The organism is Tenacibaculum aestuariivivum (genome assembly GCF_964507685.1).
Classification (GTDB): Bacteria; Bacteroidota; Bacteroidia; order Flavobacteriales; family Flavobacteriaceae; genus Polaribacter; species Polaribacter aestuariivivum.
The window spans coordinates 1,712,629-1,733,237 of record NZ_OZ208414.1 but is presented as its reverse complement, the minus strand read 5'-3'; the positions used below and the strand labels follow the sequence as shown (position 1 = coordinate 1,733,237).

Annotated in this window: 11 protein-coding genes; 4 read left to right on the top strand and 7 right to left on the bottom strand. The window is 28.7% G+C overall.

Annotated features, from left to right (window positions below):
* Positions 1 to 23 precede the first annotated feature (23 nt).
* The 5 genes from ACN5J4_RS07635 to ACN5J4_RS07615 are packed head-to-tail and all read right to left on the bottom strand — an operon-like array spanning position 24 to position 10,864.
* Positions 24 to 392: a VanZ family protein gene (locus ACN5J4_RS07635; RefSeq protein ID WP_418649420.1), complete on the bottom strand. Its 369-nt coding sequence runs from the start codon at positions 390 to 392 to the stop codon at positions 24 to 26.
* On the bottom strand, positions 358 to 738 hold the full coding sequence (gcvH, locus tag ACN5J4_RS07630; protein WP_418649419.1) for a glycine cleavage system protein GcvH: 381 nt from the start codon (positions 736 to 738) through the stop codon (positions 358 to 360). Before gcvH ends, ACN5J4_RS07635 begins: the two co-directional genes overlap by 35 nt.
* Before the next feature lie 24 nt (positions 739 to 762).
* Positions 763 to 7,941: a cell surface protein SprA gene (gene sprA / locus ACN5J4_RS07625; protein WP_418649418.1), complete on the bottom strand. Its 7,179-nt coding sequence runs from the start codon at positions 7,939 to 7,941 to the stop codon at positions 763 to 765.
* 6 nt (positions 7,942 to 7,947) lie between these two features.
* Positions 7,948 to 8,529 (bottom strand): Holliday junction branch migration protein RuvA, encoded by a 582-nt coding sequence (gene ruvA / locus ACN5J4_RS07620; protein ID WP_418649417.1) that lies wholly within the window; start codon positions 8,527 to 8,529, stop codon positions 7,948 to 7,950.
* A 52-nt stretch (positions 8,530 to 8,581) separates the two neighbouring features.
* The gene (locus ACN5J4_RS07615) at positions 8,582 to 10,864 is read right to left on the bottom strand and encodes an NADP-dependent malic enzyme (RefSeq protein WP_418649416.1); all 2,283 of its coding nucleotides are present in this window, start codon (positions 10,862 to 10,864) and stop codon (positions 8,582 to 8,584) included.
* 157 nt (positions 10,865 to 11,021) lie between these two features.
* Between ACN5J4_RS07615 and ACN5J4_RS07610 the strand changes: the two genes are divergently transcribed.
* The 4 genes from ACN5J4_RS07610 (at position 11,022) to ACN5J4_RS07595 (ending at position 17,184) form a co-directional block, all read left to right on the top strand.
* The gene (locus tag ACN5J4_RS07610) at positions 11,022 to 11,633 is read left to right on the top strand and encodes a PAS domain-containing protein (RefSeq protein ID WP_418649415.1); all 612 of its coding nucleotides are present in this window, start codon (positions 11,022 to 11,024) and stop codon (positions 11,631 to 11,633) included.
* Between the two features lie 126 nt (positions 11,634 to 11,759).
* A complete protein-coding gene (locus ACN5J4_RS07605; protein ID WP_418649414.1) occupies positions 11,760 to 14,360 on the top strand; it encodes an AsmA-like C-terminal region-containing protein in 2,601 nt (866 codons plus the stop codon).
* Between the two features lie 106 nt (positions 14,361 to 14,466).
* Positions 14,467 to 16,932: a DUF5686 family protein gene (locus tag ACN5J4_RS07600; protein ID WP_418649413.1), complete on the top strand. Its 2,466-nt coding sequence runs from the start codon at positions 14,467 to 14,469 to the stop codon at positions 16,930 to 16,932.
* Between the two features lie 9 nt (positions 16,933 to 16,941).
* Positions 16,942 to 17,184 carry a MoaD/ThiS family protein gene (locus ACN5J4_RS07595; RefSeq protein WP_418649412.1) on the top strand — a complete coding sequence of 81 codons (243 nt, stop codon included), beginning with the start codon at positions 16,942 to 16,944 and terminating at the stop codon, positions 17,182 to 17,184.
* Between the two features lie 8 nt (positions 17,185 to 17,192).
* Here ACN5J4_RS07595 and ACN5J4_RS07590 read toward each other — a convergent pair whose 3' ends face one another.
* Positions 17,193 to 19,856, bottom strand: coding sequence for a carboxypeptidase-like regulatory domain-containing protein (locus tag ACN5J4_RS07590; protein ID WP_418649411.1), 2,664 nt, complete (start codon positions 19,854 to 19,856; stop codon positions 17,193 to 17,195).
* A gap of 14 nt (positions 19,857 to 19,870) precedes the next feature.
* Positions 19,871 to 20,605, bottom strand: a complete 735-nt coding sequence (locus tag ACN5J4_RS07585) for a GLPGLI family protein (RefSeq protein ID WP_418649410.1) — start codon at positions 20,603 to 20,605, stop codon at positions 19,871 to 19,873.
* Positions 20,606 to 20,609 lie beyond the last annotated feature (4 nt).

Below are 20,609 nucleotides of genomic sequence, written 5' to 3'. Positions count from 1 at the left end.
TTTACAAGCCAATCTTTAAATAGCTACATTTTTCTTAAAAAAATAAAATATACAATATAGGCTATTAAAATACCCGTCGTATTTGCTATTACATCTAAAACGTCTCCAGTTCTGTATGTAGTGAGTGTAACTTGAAGAGCTTCAATAATTATGCCGTAAAAAAAACAGCAAAAAACAATAATAAATTGATTAGTTTTTGTTTTACCAAAAGCTAGTAACCATATAAAAGTTAAAAAAAAATAAGCTATAATATGCTCATATTTATCTATATTTTTAACTTGAATAGGTTGGCTTCCAATTTTAATTAAGCTAAGAATAGCAATACTAATTGTTACTAGTATTGCTATTTTTTTTAAATTATCCTTTAATAAGCTCTTTATATGCTTCAGCACTTAACAAATCTGCTATTTGTGAATTATCTGATAACTTTACTTTTATCATCCAACCTTCTCCGTATGGATCAGAGTTTACTAATTCTGGTTCGTCTTCTAACTTTTCGTTAAACTCAACTACCTCTCCTGATAAAGGCATAAAAAGATCTGATACCGTTTTAACTGCTTCTACTGAACCAAAAACTTCTTCAATATCTAAAGCATCATCTAAAGTATCAACATCTACATAAACGATATCTCCTAATTCACCTTGCGCAAAATCAGTAATACCTATTGTAGCTACACCTTCTTCAATCTTAACCCATTCGTGGTCTTTTGTAAATTTTAATTCTGATGGAATGTTCATTGTACTGTTTTTATTGTGTTTGTTTTAATTTCCTAAGTTATATATTATATTGATTCCTGCATTTATAGACTGCCTTGGAAACGTTGTTGACACCGCATATTGAAACGTTTGATGGTTATAATATAATGATGCTGTTAAACTACTACTTAAATTATAATCAGCAATAAATTTTAACCCAAATAATTTTTCACCTCCTGTTATTTGACTATTTTCTTTATCAACACTACGTATTAAAGTTAAATTATCTCTTAAAGAAACATCTGCTCTTAAATTAATATCTCCTTTTAAAGTTTCTTTTCTTCCTGTAAACCTAGTTACAAATTTAACATCTTTAATTTTATAACCAAAGCCAAAAACATATTCTGTTCCTTTTATATCTGTTAAAGTATTATTATTAAAGTTTAATGTTAAACTTCTATCTCTTCTTACCTCTCCTTTAAACGAGAATGAATTTTTCATTCTAAAATCAACTTTTATTAATGGAGAAAATTCATCTATTAAAGTTGCTGACGAAAGTAATAGTTCTGGATGATAATTACCAGAATTATTTGTATTTGTTGGCGCAGAAGCATCATATTGTAAATTATTTGTGTAATTACCCAGTGTGTACGATGATTTATAACCGTGAGATAGCGTAAAGGAAGAAAATGTTTTTTTAAACCATTTATACTCCATAAGCCCATTAAAACGTAAAGTCCAATTTGGTATTGGTATGTTTTTAAACATATTTGTACTTACTGATGCTGCACTAGTACCTGAATATGCCGCAATAAATGCTGGTAACATTACTTGCTGTCCTGATGTTTTAAAACCAGCTCCTGCTGTATTTGTTAATCCAGATGCAGCTGCTAATCTCTCTGAAATTGTAGTCCTATTTTCTAAGAAATTTTTATATAATTGTTCACTATCTGTAAAAACAGTACCTAACATAAAATGACTTATACTATAGTCACCTGTTTCAAATGCTTTAATTTTAGGATCTTGCTCAAAACCTCCATTTCCATCAGATATTACATCTAATTGCTGGCTTAAATTACTTGTTTTAATTCTATTTCCTCTTAAATCAATTGTTAAGTTTTTAAAGGGTTTTACAGATATGTTATAATCTAACTTTTTATAGTTTGTTTTATTATAATTTTTACTATAATAAGGTTGATTTTCATCTGTTTGACTTGTTCTTGTTACTAACCAACCATTTTCAATAGCTTGATTTAAAATATCTGTTTGACTACCAAATACAAACCCTAAACTTGGTGCTAATCCTCCACCGTAACTGTTTCTACCTAAAAGACCTACAGAAGGCTTATACCCTTCTAATAAAGTACCGTTATTTTGAGAATAGCTAATTTTTGCTTTTTTTACAGATGTTAAAACATCATACATTCCTTTCATTACCTTATGAGCTAAAGAAGCATTCTTTTTTAACGTTGCTTTTTTTCTTGTAAAATTAGTTCCTAGAGCTGCGGTTTCTTTTTGTTGCGCATTTTTCTTAGCTCCTTTTAATAATAACTTATCAAGCTTTAAGGTTTTATAAAATCGACCAAAATCAATATTTGCGTTAACATTATGTGTGTTTGCATTTTGAATCATATTACCAACAACATCTGCATAACTTACATTATCACCATTTGGTAACTCTAAACTACTTTGCGAACTAGCTTTCCAATCAAAATCGGCAGTATAAGCATAATCAGCAGTCATAAAACTAAAATATGGCAACTTGTTAAGTGGTAATTTATAGGTTGCATTTAGCTTTTGATGGTAATTATCTGGCCTACCTACGGTAAAAAACTGGTCATAAATTTCTAATTCTTCATCATCTCCAAAACTATCATAAATATAATTATTAGTCGCATTAAAATTTAATTGAAGTGACTTTGTTAAGTCAAAACCAATAGTATAATCCCAATTAAACAAAAATCGGCGCTGAACTAATTCTGGTTGTGCTGTTAACCCTTCTATTAAATTTCTTGATTGTTGTGAGTTATAATTTCTATTAATCCTTGAATTAAATGCTATCGAATTAGGTACAGGGTTAAAATTAACATCTTTTATAAATCGTAAATATTTACTTTGAAATTTTTTTGATTTTTTAAATGGCTCTATAACAAAAGGCTTAAAACTAAAATTATAGCTTGCTCCTGCCATTACATTTTTATTTTCAAACTTTTCAATATTATAATCCTTATGAAACTCTTCATTATGAGCATAGGAAACGGAAACATTTTCTACATCATAAAACTTAGGTTGCTTCTTGCTTTCTGGATTTTTATTCTTTTTAACGTTGATAAAACTTATACTTTTTCTACGTGTGTAATCTTGTGCGTTTTTACTGTTAGGGTTTTTATCTAAAGCATCTTTTAATTCAATATCTTGAAATTGCGGATCGTATTTAGGATCTCTAAACTCCTCTCCATAACTATAACTCATAGGCAACTGTATATGCCATTTTTTTGGCATCATTTTACCTAACTGAATATTAGTTGCAACACTATATTGTTTAATTTCTTCAATACTTCTTTGTTGTACTCTATCTTCAACATTTCCAAAACCAATGGTTGACATTCTTCCTGCTAAAGATATATCCATTACATCTGCAAGGTTGGCATCAGCATTTACAACAGCAGCCCACCCACCTTTATTATCAAAACCTACTACTCGTAATTCATTAAACCAAACCTCTATACTTTTTTGGTTGTTTGAGGTATTTTTAACACCTAACATTACGGTTCTTATTTGAGCTAATGTAGGATTCCCTTTAACCGATATTTTTAAACCATTTGAACTTACCAATGAAAAAACTTCGTTAATACTTGCGTTAATAGGTCGCTCTATTTTTAAATTTGCTAATTCCTCTAATGGAATTTCTAAATTATTTAATTCAGGCCATACTTGATCTGAAATAGGCTTTGAACCTATGTTTTGTTTACTATATACTAAAGGCTTTTCTATTTCATAGTAATTATCATTCAAATCAGTACCTAAACGAATTATTGCTACTGCATTAGCATCTTCTTCTTGTGCTGCTAACCCATCAGGATCTTCAGCATGTAAAAACATACGCATTTTCTTATACCTACGCATGTCTATACTTATATTTTTATAGATAGTTCTTAATGAATCTGCAGGTAAATCTGTGATTTTAATTGTTACAGATTGCTCATTTTGACGCTGTATTCTATTAGTTCCTTGTAGCTGCTCTCTTTGAATACCTGGTGGAAGCTCATATCTTTCTTGATTTTGCTCAATACTTACAACTCCAACCTCAAAATTATTAAGTTGAGTGTTATCTAAATTTACAGGAGTACCTGTTTTTGGAAACGTTTTTGTATACCTACGCCAATCTCCGCGAACTAATTCAAGTTCACCAAACCTTAAAACTACAGGCATTTTAAATTCAGTCAAAAACATTCTTATAAAACGAATACTATTAAAATCGGTAATTCCATTAATTGCCTTAGCATCATTCCTAACAGGTATTCTAAATTGATACCACCTAGGGCTTATTTTTTGTCCGTTAGCTAAAGTAATTTCTTCACCTTCTTTAACATCAATAATATGATTTTGCCCTTTTCTTAAATCACTTTGATTTAATGAAACCTCATATTCAAAGTAACTATTAACAGGGTTCATTGTTTGATCTTTATTAATATCTTCAGTATCAGGATATGCTGTTGATGAAGTTGGATACGATTCAGTTGATTGTGCTGCGGTCGGAGAATTTCCTTCTGTACCGTTAAAATTTTTATATCGAGATAAAACTGATGGACTTGATGCTTCAATAGCACCTCCTCTAAAATACTGAAAATTATCTCCAGCAGGGTCAGTTCCAAAAGTAGCTATTTGAGTATCAGTAAAATTATGACGTTCTTTAAGATGTGTTTTTTCATCATCATCATTTAACCCATCTAAACCTATATCTTGATTTGTTCTATGTTCGTTATCGTTATCAAAAGCATATAAAATAGATGGATTTATTGGTGTATTACCCCAAGTTGTTGAGTTTACATTTACTCCTGAATCTTTATTTCCATCTTCTGGCAAACCATTTTCATACTGTTTTCTACCATCTTTTAAAATATCTTCAGATACATTTCCTAAGTTAATAAATAATTTACCCACCTGATTGCTTATATCTTGTGGATTTATATCCGTAGGTAAACCTTCGGCCTGTGTTATTGAATAATTTTGATATGGATCCATTAACCAAAACTGAATATACTCTACATTGGCTTGTTCAAAATTATTAGTTGTTAATGGTCGCATAATCCCCCCCCAACGCTCTTCAGAAGTTTCGGGGTTTACATTATAATTATAAGGTCCTCTTTCTGTCGGATAATAGGCTAAATCTAACGTTCGTACTAAGTTTTGTTGCGTAATATCTAAATCGGTATTTGGAAATAATTCATTGTACCTAATTTGACGAACCTCGGCTCTTGATAATTCATTCTCATCAATATTACTAGGCCTGTTTCCACTACCGTAAAATAACTGATCAATATTATACCAAGCTATTTTACCTCTATTGTAGTTATATGATAAATCACTTACTCCCCCATTAAAACCAGGTGATTCAGGTGTACTTGCTAAAAACCATTGTTGTGGTGAACTTAAATTAATAGGTATTTGAGAAGCTTCAAAATCATCTAAATAAGATGTTGCCGTTCCATCAATATTAATTCCGCTTGGAGATCCTGGTAATAAATAAGCCATATCTGCTCTAACAGATACGTTTGAAGGCACATCTGTTTCAACAAATGGTAGTTTATTTGCTAATTTTGTTAAATAAGGAACTTCAGAAGAATAATCTAAATTTAAACCTAACATAGTATTATCAATAGGTTCTCCACCAAAATTCACTTTTGGTGTAATTGGTTTTTCACTTACATTTAAATAAGTACCTCCTAAGGTAAATTTTTCAGAAAAACGATGTTCAATATCAACCCCAATAAAAGTTTTTCGTTGCTGACTAAATAGCGTATTACTTTCGGTAGTTGCATTAATTGGTATTCCTGACGCCTCTAAACCTGGGTCTAAAATTTGAACACGCCCTAGCTGATAATCTACTACATAATCAATACCCTCTACCAATTGTCTGCCTCCAGCAGTTACACGAACTGAACCTCTAGGTATATTAAACCCTCCTAATGATATTCCTCTACTTTTTTCTGACTTGAAATATCCTTTTAAAAAGAATTTATCTTTATTCTGATATTCATTTTTTGCCTGAATTTTAGTAGTCAAGTACAACTCTTCAAAAAGATACTTCTCTTGATCTGTAGAAGAAGTAAGTACATCTTTTAAATCATTCCCAAAAGGTTCAGGTTCAGGAAACAGTACATACCCACTTTGAGAATTTACAGTTATTCCATCTACATAATCAAAAAAACCATCTCCTATAATTTCATTTGCGGTATTCTTTACAACGTATTGACTTTGATCTAATTTATCTAAATTAAATATTCGCAATAGTGGTTTATCTGTTACCCCTGTTGTTGATGCTTTTTGAAAAGTGTTTTGCAAAGTTCCTGTTGTATCATCTCTATACAATAACTCAAAACGGAAACCTTCACGTTGTAAAGGAAAAGCACCTAATGCATATACATTTTTCATCATTAAACGCCAAGTAGGAAATGCTTCTCCAAGGCTTGTAGCCGTAGCTGTATTAGGACGTACTGTGTTTAAAATTTCACTACGTAATAATTTTACCACTAAATTTGAAGGCGCTATAACTCCATCATTAGAAAATTCACCTACTTTAAATACTGTTTCTGAACTAGAAGCACCTACAACGGTGTACTCATAAGCTACTGCTAAGACTTCTCCATCGTTTAATCTTCTATTTAAAGATATAAAACCTAATTGATTATGTACTTTAAACTCATTAGTTTGTAATTTTCGAGCGTTTTGTAAGTACGAATAATTATATCCTTGTTTTGGAGTAATTCCTAATGAATTAATAGCCACATCAACCTTTGCTACATCTCTAATACCTGCATCGGTTTCAGCTAATAATGAGTTTAAATTATTAACTCCGTTATAGGGTAAAATTTTTGAATTAGCAGCTATAGCTCCAGGAGTTGTAATAATACTTGTTGGATCAACCTCATTAGCATCATTAGACTCCCCTAAATCGGCAAGCGCAACAATACTACGATAATCAGTTACGTTTTGATTTCTGTTAGTTATCCAAACCTCTACTCGGGTTATATTTATTGGACTATTAACTAATGGATAATTACCTAAAGCCTCTTTATAATTTTCTCTAAAATATTGCCCTAAAAAAAAGTGTCTGTCATTATCATAATCCGAAGCTCTTAATTCAAAAGGCTCAATAGTAGCACCTCCTTCTGAAACCACCGTTTTGGTTTGAGAGTTTTGCTGTGAAAACGCTGCTGTTATATAAGTTTTACCAAACTGTAATTCTGTTTTTACCCCAAATAATGTTTGCGCCCCATTTATTAACGAGTTTTTTATTGGCATACTAATATTACCCGCTTCAATATTTCTTATAATATCATCTTCAGTTGGCGTATATTCTAACTTAATAATATTTTGAAAATCGAATGTAGATTGTGTATCATAATTTGCAGTAACCTTTAATCGAGTACCAACTTTTGCTTGTAAACTAGTACTTATTTGCTGATCAAAATCAAACGTAAAACTACTTTGGTTTTCAATAGAAATTTGTGGGTTCTCATTATTTTGATAAATACCTCCTAATTTTATATTTACTTGTCCGGTTGGATTTACCTCAACGGTATTACCACCAAAAACAGATTCAAAAAACTTTGAATTTACATAGTATTTTGGCAATAAATTTTTTCTAGCTTTTTTATTTCCTTTTTTTCTTGAGTTTGTAGCATCTACTTTTTCTTTAAAATAATCTTTCAAATCGTTTTTTAAACGATACTTTTTATACTCTTCTGGAGTCATAAAAATAGGTGTTCCAACATAATAATCACCAATTTTTTCTACCAACACAAATTTATTTATAACCTCATCATATGTAATAATTTTTTCTGATGGATTATTTAAAAAAAGACTTCCATTTTGAGTATTATTAAAATTATACTTAAGTGGTATAACGGTATCCTTTCTTATAAAATCTTCTTTCTTTTTCGAAACGTTTTGCGAAAACAAAACAACACTTACCAATAAGGTAAGTGTTGTTAGTAATTTATTAATGACTGTTTTTTCCAACCCTTTTTATAAATTTTTCAACGCCTGCTTTATCAGTGTTTCAACACTTGCTTCAGGTGTTTCTTTTAATATATTTGCTATAACTTTTTCTGCCTGCTTACGTAAAAAACCAAGTACTTCTAATGCAGATAACGCTTCTTCTTTATTTGTATTGTTTTGAGTAATTGAAACTTCATTTAAATCAAAAATCTTTACAATTTTATCTTTTAAATCAACAATAACGCGTTGTGCTGTTTTTATTCCAATTCCTTTTACAGATTGAATTGCTTTTACATTTTCTGAAGCAATAGCTTGTTGTATTTCTTCAGATGTCATTGATGATAACATTGTTCTAGCAATACTTGGACCTACTCCTGAAACAGAGGTAAGTAACCTAAATATTTCACGCTCTACTTTATTAAAAAAGCCATACAATGTATGAGCATCTTCTCTAATAGATAAATGAGTATACAACAACACATTTTCATTATCAGGCAATAATGAATAGGTGTTTAAAGAAATGTGTAATAAATATCCTACACCATTACAGTCAATTACTGCATTCGTTGGACTTTTCTCTACAAGTTTCCCTTTAAGTTGTGTTATCATTTAGGTAGTTTTTAACGCATCTAAAATAGACAAAATATTTAGTTTAAAAATATTAGTTCTTATTTTTTCTTTCTTTATTCTGAGCGTCTACAACCGCTAATGCTGCCATATTAACCATTTCATCAACACTAGCTCCTAGTTGCAAAATATGCACCGGTTTACTCATACCTAATAAAATTGGACCTATAGACTCTACTCCATCTAGCTGTTTCATTAACTTATAAGTAATATTTGCTGACTCTAAGTTTGGAAAAATTAAAATATTTGCTCTTTTACCGTTTAATTTTGAAAAAGGAAATTCTTTTGCTAACAACTCAGGGTTTAAGGCAAAATCAGCTTGTAACTCTCCATCAACAATCACGTTTGGGTGATTACGATGAATATATGATACCGCTTCTCTTATTTTTTGAGAACTTTCAGCTTTTGATGACCCAAAGTTTGAAAAGCCTAACATAGCAATATGAGGTGTTATGCCAAACATTCTTGCTAATGATGATGTTAGCTGACTTATTTTTGCTAAATCTTTTGCGGTTGGATTTATATTAATAGTCGTATCTGCTAAAAACATAGGCCCTTGTTTAGTTAGCATCATACTAGTTGCTGCTACACGAGTAACTCCTTTGTCTTTTTCTATTAATTCTAGCATTGGCTTTACTACAGATGCGTATGACCTAGAATAACCAGTTATTAAAGCATCTGCTTCACCAGTATTCACCATCATTGCTGCGAAATAATTTCGTTCACGCATCCATTTTTGAGCCTCTAAAAAGGTAATTCCTTTACGTTGTCGTGTTTTCCAGAAAAAATCTGCATATCTATTTCTTCTATCTGTTTCTTCATCTGTTTTAGGATCGATAATTAAAACCTCGGCATCAAAACCAAGCTCTTCTTTTAGTTCTAAAATAACATCTTTTCTACCTAATAAAATAGGGATTCCTATTTTTTCATCAGAAACGCGCTGTGCAGCTTTTAATACATCTATATGATCTGCTTCAGCAAAAACAACTCGTTTAGGATCTTTTTTAGCTCTGTTGTGTAGTAAACGTATTTCTTTATTACCATTACCAGATCTATCCATTAATTCTTCACGATATGCTTCCCAATCAGTAATTGGTTCTTGAGCAACCCCTGATTCCATAGCTGCTTTTGCAATAGCTGGAGGAATTTCATAAATTAATCTTGGATCAAATGGTTTTGGTATAATATATTCTCTACCAAAAGAAAGGCTTACCTCATCATATACAATATTTACTTGCTCTGGCACAGATTTTTTAGCCAAATCAGCTAAAGCATGTACTGCTGCCATTTTCATTTCTTCATTAATTTTAGTTGCTCTAACATCTAAAGCACCTCTAAAAATAAATGGAAAACCTAATACATTGTTTACCTGGTTTGGGTTATCTGATCTTCCGGTAGCCATAATTATATCATCTCGCGTATCTATTGCTAACTGATATTCAATTTCAGGATCTGGATTTGCCATTGCAAAAACAATAGGATCTTTTGCCATAGCTAACAACATAGCAGGTTTTACAACATCTCCTTTTGACAACCCTATAAAAACATCTGCATTATGCATTGCTTCTTCTAAAGTATTTAGGTCTCTATCAGTAGCAAATTCTGCTTTTTGAGATGTTAAATTATCTCTATCAGCTCTAATAACACCTTTGCTATCACACATTACTACGTTTTCTCTTTTAGCACCTAATGCTAAATATAAACGTGTACAAGAAATAGCTGCTGCTCCAGCTCCATTTACTACAATTTTTACATCTGCAATATCTTTACCTATAATTTCAAGTGCATTTTTTAAAGCTGCTGTTGAAATAATAGCCGTACCGTGCTGGTCATCATGCATTACAGGAATATCTAATTCCTCAATTAATCTTCTTTCTATTTCAAAAGCTTCAGGAGCTTTAATATCTTCTAAATTAATTCCTCCAAAGGTTGGAGCAATTGCTTTAACAGTTTCTATAAATTTATCTACATCAGTAGCATCTACTTCAATATCAAAAACATCAATATCTGCAAAAATCTTAAACAACAATCCTTTTCCTTCCATTACTGGCTTAGAGGCTTCAGGACCTATATCTCCCAACCCTAAAACAGCTGTCCCGTTAGAAATAACAGCTACTAAATTTCCTTTCGCTGTATACTTATAAACATTATTTTTATCTTTTGCTATTTCTAAACAAGGTTCTGCAACTCCTGGAGAATATGCTAATGACAAATCGTGCTGTGTCGCATATTTTTTGGTAGGCACTACGGCTATTTTCCCTGGTTTTGGCTTGGCATGATATAACAAAGCTTCACGTCTTTTTCTAGAATCACTCATAAGTTTCGTTGTTGTTTGTTTGAACTCACAAAGATACGTTTTTGTTATTTAGTTAAAAATTAAAAATATGACTAAAATCATATTTTGAAAATAATTTTCTAAAGAAATTTGTATCCCTTTTAAAATTTAAAAACCTTTTTTAATGAAAACTCCCCGAATGCAAATAATTAACGAAGAAGTAAAATGGGATAAAACTCAAACGATTGTTAGTAAAACAGATACTGTAGGAACTATTCTTTACGCTAATAAAGCATTTACTGATGCTTGTGAATATAATGCTATTGAATTAATTGGAGAACCACACAACATTATTAGACACCCTGATATGCCAAAGGTTGCTTTTAAAGCATTATGGAATGCCTTAAAAGAAGGTAGAAACTACCATGCTATTGTTAAAAACCTTACTAGAACAGGTAGGTATTACTGGGTTATTACTGATTTTACTATTGATAAAGATGAAAATGGTAAAATTACAGGATATACAGGGCGCAGAAAAGCAGTACCTAATAGTGTTATTGAAAAAATTGAACCACTTTACCAAACTCTTTTAGAAATTGAAAAAATAAAAGGTGAAAAAGCAAGTGAATTATACTTTGAATGTTACTTGAAAGAGGAAGCTGGTAAAAGTTATGATGATTTTGTAGTAAATTTATTTAAAGAAGAATCTTTAAATAACGAAAAAAACAAACAAATAGCCTCTACTCCTAAATTAGAAGAAAATAAAATAAAAAAAGGTTTAAACTGGTTTTTCTTTGGCGACTTTTTATAAGTAATAAAAAGACATCATAATTCTTAAAAACAAAAAAAATATTTTATAGTTTTATTATCTTTTACTTAACAAATAATTACTGAACTTTGCTTGTTGTAATACTTACAATATAAAATCACTGTTCTCATGAAAAAAACATATAAAATACTGTTAACTATATTTGTTACACTAATAGTTATACTAATTTTAACTCCTTTTTTATTTCAAGATAAAATTGTTTCGTTGGTTAAAAAAACTGTGAATAACAACATTACTGCACAGCTAAATTTTTCGGATGCGAGCCTTAGTTTGTTAAGAGATTTTCCGAATGCTTCTTTACAACTTTCTGATGTTTCAATTATAAACGAAAAACCTTTTAAAGGAGATACTTTATTATTTGCTAAACAAATTAATTTAGAACTAAAACTTACCGAGTTATTCAAAAAAACCTCAGAGCAACTTAACATTCAATCATTTTCTATTGATGATACATACCTTAATATTTTAGTCAACGAAATTGGTATTGCAAATTATGATATTACAAAACCTTCGGATGTAAAAATTGAAAATACTGATGAAACCCCTTCTAATTTCGGGCTTTCTATAAATTCATATGCAATTAATAATGCTTTGATAAAATATCATGATAAAAAAGGAAAACTAAAAGTACAATTAACTGATTTTAATCATAGCGGAAGTGGCGATTTTTCTCAAACTAATTCAGAGCTAAACACCAATACATCAACATTAGTTTCTTTTGAAATGGACGGCGCTTCATATGCTAAAAATCAAAAAATAACTTTAGATGCTATTTTAGGAATGGATTTGGTTAATAGTAAGTTTTCATTCTTAAAAAACGAAGCTAAACTTAATAATTTACCTTTAATATTTAATGGTTACGTTCAAATAAACGACAATAATCAAGAAATTGACCTTAGCTTTAAAACGCCTTCATCAAACTTTAAAAACTTTTTAGGGTTAGTACCTGAAACATACACTAAAAGTATTGAAAATGTAAAAACCAGTGGCGATTTTAGTGTTGCAGGAACTGTTAAAGGACTTGTTACAAACAACACTATTCCGCTTTTAGATATTAGTCTTAAATCGAATAACGCTTCATTTAAATATCCTGACTTACCTAAAAGCGTTCGTAACATTAATATAGATGCACAAATAAAAAACACCACAGGATATATTGATAAAACATTTGTAACTATTAACAAATTGTCTTTTAAAATTGATGAAGATATTTTTTCAGGAAATGGAAACATTTACAATATAACAAACAACCCAACCGTTGATGCAAAAATAAACGGAACCTTAAATTTAGCAAACATTAGTAAAGCATACCCTGTTGATTTAAAAAACAAATTGCAAGGTGTTTTAAAAGCTAATTTACATACCAAATTTGATGTAAAAGCAATTCAAAACAATATTGTGAATCGTATTAAAAACGAAGGAGATATTGAGGTAAATGATTTTGTTTTTTCTTCAGATGATTTAGTAAACCCAATTACCATAAAAAACACAAAAATAAATTTTACTCCAACACTAATATCTCTAAATAAATTTGATGCTAAAACTGGTAAAAGTGATTTAAATGCAACTGGTAAAATTGAAAATTTATTAGGTTTTTTACTTGCTGATAAAAAACTACAAGGAACTTTTAATTTAAACTCTAATAATTTTTATTTAAATGATTTTATGCAGGAAAATACTACTGCTAATAAAGATAAAAAAGAAATAGATAAACAAGAACAACCAGCTGCATCATTAAAAATACCTGCTTTTTTAGATTGTACCATTTTAGCAGATGCAAAAACTGTTTATTATGATAATTTGACACTTAAAAATGTAAAAGGAACTTTGTTTTTAAAAGATGAAAAAGCAACACTTAAAAATGTAAACGCAGCACTTTTTAACGGAAACATTTCTTTAAACGGTACTGTAAATACTAAACAAAACATACCTTCTTTTAATATGGATTTAGGGATAAAATCATTTGATATTGCACAATCTTTTAAAGGATTAGATTTACTGAAATCAATAAGTCCGATAGCTAGTGCAATGAATGGTAATTTAAATTCTGATATTAATTTGTCAGGAAATTTAAACAACAACTTTACCCCTATTTTAACATCTATTTCTGGTAAAGCATTGGCTGAGCTATTAAACACAAAAATTGATGCTAAAAACACTAAAGTTTTAAGCTTATTAAGCGATAAGTTATCATTTATTGATTTAAACAAATTAGATTTATCTGATATTAAAACACAACTTACTTTTGATAAAGGACAGGTAACCGTAAAACCTTTTAAATTAAAATATAAAGACATTGATATAAATGTTGGTGGAAGCCACAGTTTTGACCAAAACATCAATTACAATATAAATTTAAATGTACCTGCTAAATATTTAGGAAGTGAAGTTCAAGGATTACTTTCTAAAGTAAGTGCAAAAGACCAAAATATTACAGTACCAATTACAGCTAATATTACTGGTAATATGAAAAACCCCTCTGTAAAAACTGATATATCATCATCAGCAACTAAATTGAGTCAAAAATTAATTCAACAACAAAAAGACAAATTAGTAAATAATACACTTGAAAATTTACTAGGAAATAAAAAAACAGATTCTACTAAAACAAATACCACTAAAACAGAAAAAGCAACAGAAACTGTAAAAAAAGTAACTGATGTTTTAGGTGGTTTATTTAGTAAAAAGAAGAAAAAAGAAAGTAATTAAACCTTAGTATTCCTTTTTAAATTAAAAGTTTAAACACTCTAAATAAAACATTTAACAGGTTTTAACAGTTAGTTAAAACCTGTTTTTTTTATGTTTACAGTAAAAAATGAAAAGAGTAATTATACTGTTATTTGTTATTTTTACTAATATAGCCATTGCTCAAATTAAAGGAAAAGTTATCGATACAAATAATCAACCTTTATCTTTTGTTAGTATTTATTTAGAAAATACAATTACAGGAACTACTACAAATAATAATGGTGATTATGAATTATCAGTAAATAAAAAAGGAGAATACACCGTTATTTTTCAACTTTTAGGATACAAAACAATTAAGAAAAATATTATTGTTAAAAATTTTCCTACCACTCTAAATATTATTCTTTCTGAAGAAAAAGTTACTTTAAATGAAGTTTTAATTTCATCCGAAGAAAACCCTGCAAATAAAATTATTCAAAATGTAATTGCTTCTAAAAAGAAAAATACAGCTAAATTTTCTCAATACACAGCCGACTTTTATTCTCGAGGATTGTTTAAAGTAAAAAATCTTCCCAAAAAATTTTTAGGCAATAAAATTGATGATATGGGCGGTGGTTTAGATACTACAAGAAGTGGAATTGTATATCTTTCAGAAACCATTTCTAAAATTTCATATCAAAAAAAACCAACAAATTTTAAAGAACACATTATTGCCTCAAAAGTTTCAGGAAGTAATAACGGAATTAGTTTTAATCAAGCTAAAGAAGTTGACTTTAACCTTTATAAAAACTCTTTTAATTTAGCAGATGCTCAAATGATTTCGCCAATTGCTAACGAAGCTTTTAATTATTACAAGTATCAATTAACTGGAAGTTTTTATGATAAAAACAAAAAATTAATCAGTAAAATAAAATTACTTCCGAAGAGAAAAAACGATCGTGTTTTTAGCGGATTTATTTATATATCAGAAGATGATTGGGCTATTTATGGAACTGATGTTTTCGTTACAGGTGCACAAGCTAATACACCTATGATTGATACTTTACACGTCAAACAAAGTTATAACTATTCGCTAAAAAACAAAGTTTGGATTCCTGTTACACAAACAATCGATTTTAAAGCTGGTATTTTTGGTTTTAATTTTAATGGACGCTTTTCTGCAGCTTATTCAAATTATAATTTCATACCTAATTTTACTAAAAAATCATTTGGTAATGAAGTTTTATCTTTTGCTGAAAATGCAACAGAAAAAGATAGCGTTTATTGGCATAAAATTAGACCTATTACATTGACATCCGAAGAAAATGCAGATTATAAATTAAAAGACAGTATTAAGACTATTCGAAAATCTAAAAAATATTTAGATTCTACAGATACAAAACATAATAATTTTAATCTTATAAATATTATTTCAGGATATTCTTATGATAATACTTATGATAAATGGAATATCGATATTTCTTCACCTATTGAAAATTTAAACTTTAACACTGTACAAGGCTGGAACTCTTCTATTGGAATTAAATATTCTAAAAGAGTCAACAAAAAAGGAGAACGATTTAATATTGGTACAAAAATAAATTATGCTTTTTCTGATAAAAAAGTACTACCAATAGCAAACTTTTTTTACAAATGGAACAATACAAATAAACCTATTTTAACTGCTTCAATAGGTATTACTACTTCACAATTTAATGCTAAAAAACCTATTTCTAAATTTTGGAATACCATAAGTTCTGTATTATTTGAAAGAAATTACATGAAAATTTATGAGAAAAAATTTGCTAAAATTGCCTTTTCAAAAGAAGTAATCAACGGCATTCGTTTCTATTCTTCCTTAGAATACGCAGACAGAAAACCTTTATTTAACACAACCGATTATGTTATGTTTCCTAAAAACGATGTTAATTATACAGCTAACAATCCGCAAGAGCCTGCAAATTTCACAAATTCATTTACCCCACATCAAATGTGGTCATTTAACTTAGGTAGCAATATAAATTTCGAACAAAAGTATATGTCATATCCTGATAGGAAATACAATGTAGAAACTAATAAATACCCTACTTTATTTGTCGGATATACTAAAAAATTTGGTTCAGGAAATACCACATTAAATTCTGATATATTCTATTCTCAATTAACTCAAAAAATGAATTTAAGTAATTGGGGAGAATTTAAATATAAAGCTAAAGGAGGCATATTTTTAAAGAAAAAAGATATTCCGTTTATAGATTATGTTCATTTTAATGGAAATCGCTTATTAATTGCTCCAAAAGATAATTATTTAGATAACTTTTATATGCTACCTTATTATCAATTAAGTACTAATGATAAATATGGAGAACTGCATGGAGAATATAATTTTAAAGGTGCTTTACTAAGTAAAATTCCATTAATTAATAAATTAAATTTTCATTTAGTTACTGGCGCAAAAGGATTATTTACAGCTGAAAACAAACCTTATTCTGAATTTGCTGTTGGTTTAGATAACATCGGTTTTGGGAAGTGGCGTTTTTTACGTGTCGATTTTACTAAATCTAATTTTAATGGAAAATCTGAAAACCGTGTACTATTTAGAATTAAATTGTAATTTTGATTTATGAAGACAAACGTATTACTTTTTGGTATTGCTACAGATTTAATAGGAAGCGCTTCTTTAGAAGTAACACTTCCTATTAATTGTACTGTTAGTGATTTTAAAAAATTACTTGTAAAACAAGAACCTAAGTTAGAGAGCATGAGCTCATTTGCTGTAGCTATTAATGAAAGTTATGCTAAAGATGATGTTATAATCAAAGAAAACAGTACAATTGCTATTATTCCACCTGTTAGTGGCGGCTAAAATATTTTTTATAATTTATACCCAATACTAAACAATACCACTCTTGGCATAATATAAGTTTTAGAATCGGTAATTAAATAATCAGAAAAACTATTACTTTGTTTAAAAGCGGTATCAAATAAATTTTGACTAGTGAGTTTAAATAACCAAGGGCTATCTTCTTTTTGATAAGATAATACAGCATTTGCAATTTCATATGTATTATAAATTTCTTGATTTTTATAATTATAAAGTGTATAATCAAAATTAAATATAAATCCTTTTAAAAAATCATAATCAATATTTACGTATGGTTCATTGGTGGTAAATTTTGATATTGAGTTACTTAATGTATAATTTCCAATAGCTGTTTTAAACCCAATTTCTAATCTTGGAAAATTATCATACAAGGTTTCAAAGCCTACATCAAAAGAATAATTATCACTTTTATTAGTTGTCAAAGTAGTATTTATTTTCTGCGTAAAAATTGAATTACTATAACTTCCTGTCAGATTATATCTTATTTTTTTGATACGCTTTTTAAGTGATGCTGTAGCACTCCAATTTTTATTAGGGTTATTTAAAATTTCGGGAGATATAAACCTGTTTATTCCATCAAAATTAACTAAATTACTAAAACCTTTAATTTTTTTTATATAATTAGCACTAGCATGTAACATTAAACCTCTGTACATACTAAAACGACTGTACCGTATACGTGCCGAATGAAATAATTCGTTTTCTAACGTTGAATTTCCTTTAAATACTGAATTATACGATTGTAAATAAAAACGATTAGCGAGTTTAGAAGCATCAGAAAAATTAGTTTTTAAATTATAATTTAATTCCACTTTTTTCGATTTAGTAAAGGCTATTTTCATTAAAAAATCAGGTAATAAAACCCATTTATTTTTTTTAAAATTATTTTCTTGACTTACTTTCCAATTATAATTATGCAGATACGTACCTTGTTTAAAAGTAAATATTCCGGTTCTAAACTTATAATGTAATCCTGCAAAAAAATCGTTATGTTTTAAAACAGTGTTATTATTAAAACCTTCTTTTGAAAAATTATTAATTGTAGTATTATCTAATATTTGAAAATTATCACTTATAAATTTTTCTTGTTGATATGTATTTCCAACAGTTGTATACATATGATGATTGCTATTTAACACCCAAAAATGTTTAAAAACGGTATGTAAATAGTGTTTTTCGGTTTTATTTAATTGATGAAGTTGTAAAAATTCTTGATCAATATTTAAAGGTTGAATAATAGGTTTAATTCGGGCTAAAAAAGGCTTTGAAGCATTCCAAAAAGTAAGTGGATTATTTTTATCAAAAGTATAATTTACTACAGATGAAAAAGTATGTTTTTGTGATTGTTTTTTATGCCATTCTATATTTTTAGTTACATACCAAATATCATTTTCTTTGATAGTATTTATATTATCCATCTCCGTATTTATTGTCGATAAAATCGTTTTATTATTATTTAGAGTTGATTTTTTAACCTGAGTTCTTACATACCACTTTTCTTTAAAATTAGGTGTATATTCAAGGCTTAATTTACCGAATCCTAAAATATTTTTTGAAGTAGTTTCATTTTTTGTTTCTTCTAAAAAAGTAGTATATTGATTCAATCCTTGCGTAAAACTATTTGTTAAATTATGAGAAAAAATAGCGTATCCCGAAACATCTAATTTACTTGCGACTGTTTTTGTAATGTTTAAAGCCGCAAAACGCTGGGTACTTTTCAAAACATCTTTATTTTCTAAAAATTGTGATAAATCACCACCTTTCCAATTAAAATTACTGTTAAAAACAGCATTTACGCCTCCTTGAAAATTCATATAATCATCAAACGTAAATGTTTTTTCTCCTATATTATTGGTATTTCCTATAAAATTCACATTGGTTTTAGGCGAATAATAAAATAAATTGGCATTAGCTTTATAAGAGGATTCATAACCAACACCTGTTCCTGCTTCAACATCACCAAAAATAAAATTTTTCTTATCTTCTTTAAGTTGAATATTCATGGCCATTTTATCAGAATCTGTGAAACCTTTTAAAAATGATACTTCATTATAATTATCAATAACTTCAACTTTATTAACAGCATCTGCAGGTATATTTTGAACACCTAATTTTGTACCGCCCCCAAAAAAAGCTTTTCCATCAACCAATAATTTGGTTACTTTTTTACCTTGTACGGTAACTCCTCCGTTTTTATCGACTTCAACACCTGGTAATTTTTTAAGAATATTTTGAAGTTTACGTTCGCTACCATTTACAAACTTATCGGTATTATAAATAATGGTGTCTTGTTTTACTATTATTGGTAATTCTATAATAACTTCGTCTAACCGATTTTTAGCTTCTTTTAAAATAAAATTTTTAAGCGTATTTTCTGTCGGCGTAATTTCGAAAGCTATTTTTTCATAGCCTACATAACTAATATCAATAGTATATGTTTTATTTTTAACAAGTTTCAAACGATACCTACCTTGCTCATCAGTAATAGCAAAACTGATGTTTTTACTAACATCAGTTGGCTTTGCAATAATATTAGTATACGACAATGGGCTTTGTAAACTATCTTTTACAATTCCTTTAAGAACAATATTTTGAGCATTTAAAGTAAAAATAGATGCAATAACTAGCAAGATTAATAGTACTTTTTTTAACATCTATTTTTATCTTTTTAATACCCTTTATTTTTCTTGAAATTACCCATCGCTTCATCTAACATTTGATTCATTTCTTTGCGAGTAACTTTTTTTCCTTTTGTTATTTTTGTTATTTTTATATTCTTCTTCGGATTTAAATTAATTTTAGTAGCTGTATATCTCAATCTACCTTTATTTACTTCTAAAATTAAACCAGGTAAACCAGCAAGTCCTACAGGACCAAAAGAAGCATTTATTTCAGGGCAATACCAAGCTATAACAGGATATTCTTTCATTTTACCTTTCTTTAGTTTTCTCTCTATTGCTGTAGCTTTATAACATAAATAAATTCCTATTTTTTTTGTTTCATTTTTTAACTCCCATTTTAATGGTTCATCTGTTATTAAAAAATCTTCTCCAAAAGTGTTTTTTTCTGATAATATATTGTTTTCATCGTTATAATACTGTCCTTTACCTTCAGGAATCAAAGCCATTCCCGAAAACATATTCTCTTCTATTATTAAAGAAGGTACAACTGAAAAAGTACTTGCTGTTCTAGTAAATTTCAATTTAAACCTAATTGATTTTAAAACATCAATAGTTTTTTCTTCAATCATTTTAAACTTAGCAAAACTAGGAGTTTTATCCTTATCTTTTGTAAATATTTTTTCTATATAACTTTTTTCATATGTTATAATTCCTTGTTTTATTATTTGACTTTTTACTGTTATTGTAAAAAAAACAATAATTAATAGTGCTTTTATTTTCATATTT

Bases quoted from the DNA above. Each gene is read 5' to 3' on its own strand.
- ACN5J4_RS07605 (WP_418649414.1), top strand. From the start codon at position 11,760: ATGAAAAAAACATATAAAATACTGTTAACTATATTTGTTACACTAATA.
- ACN5J4_RS07590 (WP_418649411.1), bottom strand. From the start codon at position 19,856: ATGTTAAAAAAAGTACTATTAATCTTGCTAGTTATTGCATCTATTTTT.
- gcvH (WP_418649419.1), bottom strand. From the start codon at position 738: ATGAACATTCCATCAGAATTAAAATTTACAAAAGACCACGAATGGGTT.
- ACN5J4_RS07585 (WP_418649410.1), bottom strand. From the start codon at position 20,605: ATGAAAATAAAAGCACTATTAATTATTGTTTTTTTTACAATAACAGTA.
- ACN5J4_RS07615 (WP_418649416.1), bottom strand. From the start codon at position 10,864: ATGAGTGATTCTAGAAAAAGACGTGAAGCTTTGTTATATCATGCCAAG.
- ACN5J4_RS07595 (WP_418649412.1), top strand. From the start codon at position 16,942: ATGAAGACAAACGTATTACTTTTTGGTATTGCTACAGATTTAATAGGA.
- ruvA (WP_418649417.1), bottom strand. From the start codon at position 8,529: ATGATAACACAACTTAAAGGGAAACTTGTAGAGAAAAGTCCAACGAAT.
- ACN5J4_RS07600 (WP_418649413.1), top strand. From the start codon at position 14,467: ATGAAAAGAGTAATTATACTGTTATTTGTTATTTTTACTAATATAGCC.
- ACN5J4_RS07610 (WP_418649415.1), top strand. From the start codon at position 11,022: ATGCAAATAATTAACGAAGAAGTAAAATGGGATAAAACTCAAACGATT.